Source organism: Oleiphilus sp. HI0117 (genome assembly GCF_001635235.1).
The window spans coordinates 1-6,683 of record NZ_LWGA01000719.1 but is presented as its reverse complement, the minus strand read 5'-3'; the positions used below and the strand labels follow the sequence as shown (position 1 = coordinate 6,683).

Below are 6,683 nucleotides of genomic sequence, written 5' to 3'. Positions count from 1 at the left end.
GATGTTTGTAATACCAATGTGATGATGGCCGATGCAAATTACAACATCAATTATATGAACAAAGCAGTACAGAATATGATGCGCGTAGCTGAGGCAGACTTACGCAAAGTGCTGCCAAACTTTGATGCCAATAACCTTGTTGGCAACAACATCGATGTTTTCCACAAAAACCCTGCACACCAACGCAGTATGCTTGAGCGTCTGACCAGTACATATCAAACTGAAATTAAGGTCGGTGTACGTACCTTTGGCCTAACTGCGACACCTATATATGGCGAAGACCAAACTCGCTTGGGTACCGTCGTTGAATGGTCAGATAGAACTGATGAGGTTGCGCTAGAAGGTGAAATTAACAGTTTGATAAATGCCGCCAACGATGGAGACCTTCGACAACGAATTGACCTAACAGGTAAAAGCGGCTTCTTCGAAAACCTCAGTAATGGCTTAAACTCACTAATGGACAAGACATCCGAGTTTGTCAGTGAAGTCGGTGTTATTTTTGAAGCAATGTCTGAAGGTGACCTCACAAAGAGCATCGAAAACAATTACAAGGGCGAGTTACTTGCTATCAAAAACAATGCAAATAACAGCGTTACCAAGCTAAGTGAAGTGCTAACACGCATTCAAATCGCATCAGAAACTGTTCGTACCTCATCACAAGAAGTCGCCGAGGGCTCCGATGACTTAAGTCGACGTACCGAGTCGCAAGCCAGCTCACTGGAAGAAACAGCTTCCAGCATGGAGCAGATAACAGCTACCGTAAAACAAACCTCAGAAAACGCCTCCGAATCAAATGCTATGGCAAGCGATGCGAAGCGTAAAGCGGAACAAGGGGGTGAAGTGGTTCAAGGTGCCGTGGGTGCGATGCGTGAGATCATGGAATCTAGCAACAAAATCAACGACATTATTGGCGTGATCGATGAAATTGCCTTCCAAACCAATCTACTCGCTTTGAATGCTGCGGTTGAAGCAGCAAGAGCCGGTGAGCAAGGGCGTGGTTTTGCCGTCGTAGCGGGAGAGGTTCGAACCTTGTCGCAACGTTCTGCTGCCGCGGCGAAGGAAATCAAAGACTTGATTCGTGACAGTGTAAACAAGGTAGAATCTGGCTCAGCCATGGTTAACCAGTCTGGGCAAATGCTCAATGACATCGTCCAGTCAGTTGATCGCGTTGCCAAGATGATCAATGACGTCAACACTGCAGCAATCGAACAAAATAGCGGTATCAGTCAAATCAATCAGGCCGTTGCGCAAATGGACGAAATGACTCAGCAGAACGCGGCTTTGGTTGAGCAAACCTCTGCTGCAAGCCGTTCAATGTCTGAAGAAGCGAGCAACATGAATCGCCTGATTGCCTTCTTCCGCTTAGATGCTTCGCAGAGCTCGCATAGTTCTTCTCCCTCCTTCGCTTCAGCTCCGTCAACACCTGCAGCAAGTTACAGTGCACCAGAGCCCACAGAAGAACCTGTCATCACCTACCAGGCAAGCAGTGCTGCGCAAGAGGATAACGGTGCAGCTTCGTTTTCAGAAGACGATGAGTGGGAAGACTTCTAAAAACACTTGATATCGCTCATACTCAAAAAAGACCGGTATATTTCCGGTCTTTTTTTTCGACTTTAGTAAACTGGATTTACAATTGTAAATATATAGCAATATGGATATTCAACTGCCACTCGAATTACTTCCCAGCTTTTCTGTCTACACACTACTAATCAGCTTATTGCTCAAACCCGGCAAGCCGCCTAGCCTAGGCCTAAGTTTACCCTTATTCGTAATCTTGCTGATTACAAGCTGGCAAACACAAGTTATCGATTGGCGAACTGCTGCTTTCCTTGTTTTCGCCACGCTGATCATTAGTCAGGTTCAATCAAAGCATTTACCAATAAAAACCTTCGCCTGGATATTTTTAAGCCTTGTGCCCTTGATGCTAGCCTTACACCTTGTTCCCGGCTTTACTAAAACCACGGTCTTCGGCCCGGCCTTACTTGGTAACTCAAGCATTCCTTACACCCTAAGTGCTCACCTTGATAAAGCCTTGGGCGCAGTATTCATCTTATTTTGCTTTCGCTACTGGGTCAGCAATAGGAGCCCTTCAAACCTGAAGAACGAAACCAACATAAAGCCCGAGCTATTCGCCAAGGTCGGCTTCGCTATGTTTGGGATTTTTCTGATCGGCTACATTTTGGGCGTCAATACAGATTTTAAATTCGGCCAGCTGACTTTCGCCTTTATTTTTATTAATCTGTTTGTGACCTGCATCGCTGAAGAAGCGTTCTTCAGGCTAATCATTCAGCGCTTTATATTCCTAAAATCGTCTACAGCCAGCGCCGCCATTATTGGCTCATCCCTTCTGTTCACTCTTGCTCACTTCCATACAGGGCCCGGGGCGATAGAGAGGCTCAGCCTAATCTTTGCCGCGGGTTTACTCTACGCATGGAGTTACCAGCGAAGCAATTCTCTGCTACTTGCTATCCTGCTTCACTTTAGCATTAACCTGATTCACTTTAGCTTCTTCGTTTATCCTGCCTCTTTTACTCATTGATGACTAAGCACGCACTAAATTCTATTGGCAATAAGGCCACTTTCTTTCGAAAGCAGCCTTCTCTTTAGTCACCTGCGATTAGTGTAGGTCAGGTACAACACCCACCTGAGGCATTTCTGCCAAACCAATGTCTCTGGCATGTTCTTCAAACCCTTTGTTCTTCCAGAAGAAAGCCCCTGGCATGGTTGTAGGTACAACCAATATATAGAAGAGTGCACGACCAACTAACAACATAATGATCATGCCAAGCCCCGCAGCGATACCAATCAGTGCAGCTGAAATACCGGTAGGCGCCCAGATAAAGAAGACTGCAGAGATAAGCAAGCCAAGCACTAAGCTGACGTTTCTCGCCAAGTAAGTATTGCCAAACGTCGTCCACTGAATGTAGTGCGCTGCTGCGCCCTCTCCCTGTTCAGTATTCAGGTAACGAGCATGAGCAACAAGACCTATTGACTCAACCAGCAAGCCAATAAAGACCAGACAAGACACTCAGAAGTGGTGCAAAGCTTAAATCTTTAAGCGAATAAGCAATACAAGCAAACACGGCAAAAACAATTCCGCCGACACTAAACATACTGCCAAAGAAGCTGGTCAATACCTGCCAATGATTCCAGAACGGGCGAGCTTTAATTCGATAGATACAGTGCATGAAGTACAAACCTATCAAAGCAGAGATCACCGCAAAACCACCCGCAATAGATATCAGCAAATCTAGGATACCCAACTGCAACCATTCATTGATCGCAGACAACACGGTATAGCCACATAGGCCCGCGAAGAACATGGCGATACCCAAGGCTTCCCGACTAAGTGGTGACCAACGCAAGTTATTAAACCCACGGTAGAAACGCAAAGGCTTACCCAGGTGCAGCGTAGAAAGGAATAAACCCAAAGCCTGAACAAAAATCATCGCACCCAATAATGGATACTTCATCGCACTTTGATCTAAAAATGCAAAGGCTTCAGGGAAGATAGACGGCCCCAACAGCAAAATCATAAAGGCACCGATCACTGCTTGAGTCGACAAGGTGAACATAACCAAAGGATTTTCTCGCGAACTTAGACGCTTCAAATTCCAAGATCGCTCTTTACCTGCTTTCTCATTTACAACTGAACGATAACTTCCATCTTCTTGCTTATGGTACTTAAGAGGCTGAACATCTGTTCGCGTCATCTCTTCCGGTAGAGTTTTGATCTGCTGGAAACGAATATTAGGTTGCGTAATTGATGGGTCAGGGAAGCCAGGGATACTCGCCTCAGTCTGCTCTCTATTTTCTGGCGTATCTTCAATAACACCAAAGTTCAATGCATTACCCAAACAGGCCGAAACACAGGCTGGCTTCAAGCCTACTTCTAAGCGGTCAACACACATATTACACTTCGATACCTGACCTTTAACCGGGTCAAGCTGTGGTGCGTTATAAGGACAAACCCAAGTACAGTAACCACAACCAAAGCAGGTATCAGGATCCTGGAGTACCGCACCATATTCAGTATGCTTGGTATAAGCCTTTGTTGGACAGCCCTTCAAACAAACCGGGTCGTCACAATGGTTACACGCCATTGATATGTTCATGCGCTTATAGTCAGGGTAGGAACCCCCTTCTACATAACCAACCGAGCGGAAAGCCAAGTGAGCCGGATTTTCATTCTTTTCACTACAAGCGGCTTCGCAGGCATGGCAACCGATACAGTTGTCAGCGGTAAAGTGAAATCCGTGCTGCTTGTTTCGATTAGGGTTGCAACCTACAGAGGGGTTTTCATTGATCTGCATCGATCGCCCCTGCTCGAACGCGCCTTCGGTCAGATCCAATAAGTCAATCTTCTGCCCATAGCGGTTTTCTTCGCTTTCGTTCTTCTTCACCTTAGGATCATACAGCTTTGCATAGCCTTGCTCGTTATCCCTGAAGGTAAAAGTCGGTCTTTCGTTGGTGTTCTTTTCTTCGTTCGGCACACCGATCTGGTCCAAGCGGTCACGAACTTTTACTAATAAATTCAGCATATTAATATCCTCTTCGCTCAGCATTTAATTGACCAGCCACCGACTGGTCGACCGGTTCTATCTTGATCGCACACTGCTTAAAGGCAGGTTGCCTTGAGTGTGGGTCAAGCAAACCAAGCGAGACACGATTAACACAATCATGAAAGTGAAAAGGAATGAAAACCATATTTCTAGGAACTCTCTGCGTTAGCTGTACCATCACCACGGCATCACCGCGGCGCGAAACAATTCTCACATACGATTGATGCGCTACGCCTAACTCTGCAGCTGCGTCAGGGTTCATTTCCATGTAGGGGGTTGGGCTGAACTTATTCAGGTTACCCAACTTCCCGGTCTTAGTTCGGGTATGGAAGTGCTCCACTACCCGGCCACTATTCATCCAGAAGGGGTACTTGTCGCAAGGTGTTTCATTATTCTCGATATACGGCAAAGGAATCAGGTTCGCCTTCTTGCTCTTAGTCTGGAACTTACCGTCCGTATACAAACGAGGGTCGCCCTTGCCACTGTCATTTCCTTCGCGATAAGGCCAATGAATCCCTCTGGCTTCTTCCAGTATTTCATGCGTCATACCTGAAATATCTAAGGTTCTGCCATCACCTTTCGATAGCTGGCGCATTTCTTCAAAGGCCTCTGCCGTGGTATCAGGGAAGTTAATCTTCTGGCCATTCTCAAAACGCTTGACCATTTCGTTAAAGATCCAGAAATCCGGCTTAGAGTTGGCATAAGGCTCCACCACTTTACGCACGAGGTTTACACGTCGCTCTGTATTAGTGAAGCAACCTTCCTTCTCTGCCCAAACCGAACCCGGAAGATAGACATGAGAATATTGATTGGTTTCAACGTCACGGTAACTATCCTGAACAACCAAGAACTCCAGTTTCTCAAGCGTCTTACGAATTCGAGAAGTTTGCGGCATCGAGGTCATGGGGTTAGTCGCGATCAACCACAAGGATTTAATCTGGCCGGTTTCAATTGCCGGGAAGATATCGGTTTGTTGCATCCCACGCTTAGTCGGAAAGAAGTCAGCATCAATGCCCCAAAAATCAGCAATTTCCTGGCGATGCTCTTCATTTTCCAAAGCCCTGTAGCCTGGTAAGCCAGAACAAGAAGACCATTCACGCGTCCCCATAGCATTACACTGACCTGTAATAGACAAGCTGGTACCACCTGGCTTACCGATATTTCCGGTAATCAGGTTCAAGTTATTGATGCCGACAACGCCGTCTGAACCATGAGTGCTCTGGTTAATCCCCATCGTCCAAATACTCATTGCAGCACCGGCTTTCGCATACAAGCGCGCGACATTACGAATCGTATCTTCATCAATACCACATATTTTTGAAGCACTGACCGGGTCGTAGTCCTTAACCAGTGCTTCAACTTCTTCTATGCCCTGGGTATTTGCATTGATGTAGTCTCGGTCTTCAAGACCTTCAGCTAAAATCACATGCATCAAACTATTCTGGAGCACCACATCGGTGCCAGGCGTGATGGGTAAGTGAATATCAGCAAATTGCGCCAACATGGTTACACGAGGGTCAACAACAATTACCGGGAATTTTCGCTTCTCTAAGGCCTCTTTAAGTCGCCAATAGATAATCGGGTGTTGCTCAGGCAGGTTTGAGCCCCAGGCAATTAAGCACTCCGTATGCTCAAAGTCCTCATAACAACCAGGAGGTCCGTCAGAACCAAAAGAGCGCTTATAGCCTGAAACGGCAGAAGCCATGCAAAGCGTCGTATTACCATCATAATGATTGGTACCAATACAACCTCGCACCAATTTACCCAAAGTATAAAATTCTTCAGTGAAGATCTGCCCAGTCGAGACGACAGCGACAGAATCTTTGCCGTACTTTTCCTGGATTCGCTTGAATTCAGCGGCCGTCTTATCGAGCGCTTGGTCCCAGCTGGCAGGCTTAAAGTCTTGATAGAATTTGTCGCGCATCAGAGGTTGACCACCGCGGCCCTCTGAATCAAATAGTTGGTGCTCAAAAATACCTTTAATACATAGCTTCCCACGATTTACATCTGCCCCGGTATCACCACGGGTTCCTACCGCTTTTCCATCCTCATCGATACCGACTTCAATCGAGCAACCAGTCGAGCAATAACCACAGGTGGTGTACTTCCATTCCTTAACAG

The 6,683-nt window shown here is 46.5% G+C and carries 5 protein-coding genes; 2 read left to right on the top strand and 3 right to left on the bottom strand.

The genetic code is table 11. From position 1 onward, the window contains the following. Together A3757_RS10775 and A3757_RS10770 are read left to right on the top strand one after the other, a co-directional pair. Positions 1–1,551: methyl-accepting chemotaxis protein (locus A3757_RS10775; RefSeq protein ID WP_231878254.1), on the top strand; the 1,551-nt coding region annotated here is incomplete at its 5' end. 100 nt (positions 1,552–1,651) lie between these two features. Continuing rightward, on the top strand, positions 1,652–2,539 hold the full coding sequence (locus tag A3757_RS10770; RefSeq protein WP_068566612.1) for a CPBP family intramembrane glutamic endopeptidase: 888 nt from the start codon (positions 1,652–1,654) through the stop codon (positions 2,537–2,539). Positions 2,540–2,617: 78 nt separating this feature from the next. Here the strand turns inward: A3757_RS10770 and A3757_RS26710 are convergent, their stop codons facing one another. The 3 genes from A3757_RS26710 to A3757_RS10760 all read right to left on the bottom strand — a co-directional run. Continuing rightward, a complete protein-coding gene (locus tag A3757_RS26710) occupies positions 2,618–3,004 on the bottom strand; it encodes a hypothetical protein (RefSeq protein ID WP_197470001.1) in 387 nt (128 codons plus the stop codon). Then, complete coding sequence (locus A3757_RS10765) at positions 2,994–4,541, bottom strand: DmsC/YnfH family molybdoenzyme membrane anchor subunit (RefSeq protein WP_197470000.1); 1,548 nt, start codon at positions 4,539–4,541, stop codon at positions 2,994–2,996. Before A3757_RS10765 ends, A3757_RS26710 begins: the two co-directional genes overlap by 11 nt. 1 nt (position 4,542) lies before the next feature. Continuing rightward, the coding region (locus A3757_RS10760; protein WP_068739591.1) for a molybdopterin oxidoreductase family protein at positions 4,543–6,683 on the bottom strand (2,141 nt) is incomplete at its 5' end.

What these genes read in the sequence shown, in the direction of transcription:
- A3757_RS10765 (WP_197470000.1), bottom strand. Translation starts at nt 4,541, where the DNA reads ATGCTGAATTTATTAGTAAAAGTTCGTGACCGCTTGGACCAGATCGGT.
- A3757_RS10770 (WP_068566612.1), top strand. Translation starts at nt 1,652, where the DNA reads ATGGATATTCAACTGCCACTCGAATTACTTCCCAGCTTTTCTGTCTAC.